Below are 466 nucleotides of genomic sequence, written 5' to 3' on the forward strand. Positions count from 1 at the left end.
TAATTAGAGAATTCAAAACTCTATCTATTGGAGCATGACACTAAAAATGTCACAAGGGATTGAAACAGCACAGCTTTAAATAGTATTACTTAAAAAGAACAAGCCCTACTTCATGTCACCATAACGTTCTAAATAAAGAACGGTTGCTGCGGTACGAGAAGGCACTTGCAGCTTTTTCAACAAACTCTTCATATGTACCTTAACTGTCGATTCAGAAATAAACAGGTGATCGGCGATCTGCTTGTTACGGTAACCTTTCGCGACTTCTTGAAGAATTTGCATTTCACGTTCAGTCAGTTGGTCGAAGATATCATTTCGACTGTCAGCATCATTCAAATAACGAGCTACCACACTGCTGTATGCCTTATCGCCGCTATGTGCTTGCTTAAGCAGTTCAATCAACTCATCGGGTTCAGTATCTTTCAGTAAGTAACCATCAGCGCCCGCTTTAACAATCGCTTCTATA

General features: G+C 39.9%; 1 protein-coding gene. It reads right to left on the reverse strand.

Annotated features, from left to right (window positions below):
• Positions 1-105: 105 nt before the first annotated feature.
• The coding region (locus AB4496_RS28945; RefSeq protein ID WP_372071673.1) for a LuxR C-terminal-related transcriptional regulator at positions 106-466 on the reverse strand (361 nt) is incomplete at its 5' end.

This window comes from Vibrio sp. 10N.222.46.A1, from assembly GCF_041473595.1.
Lineage (GTDB): Bacteria > Pseudomonadota > Gammaproteobacteria > Enterobacterales > Vibrionaceae > Vibrio > Vibrio tasmaniensis_A.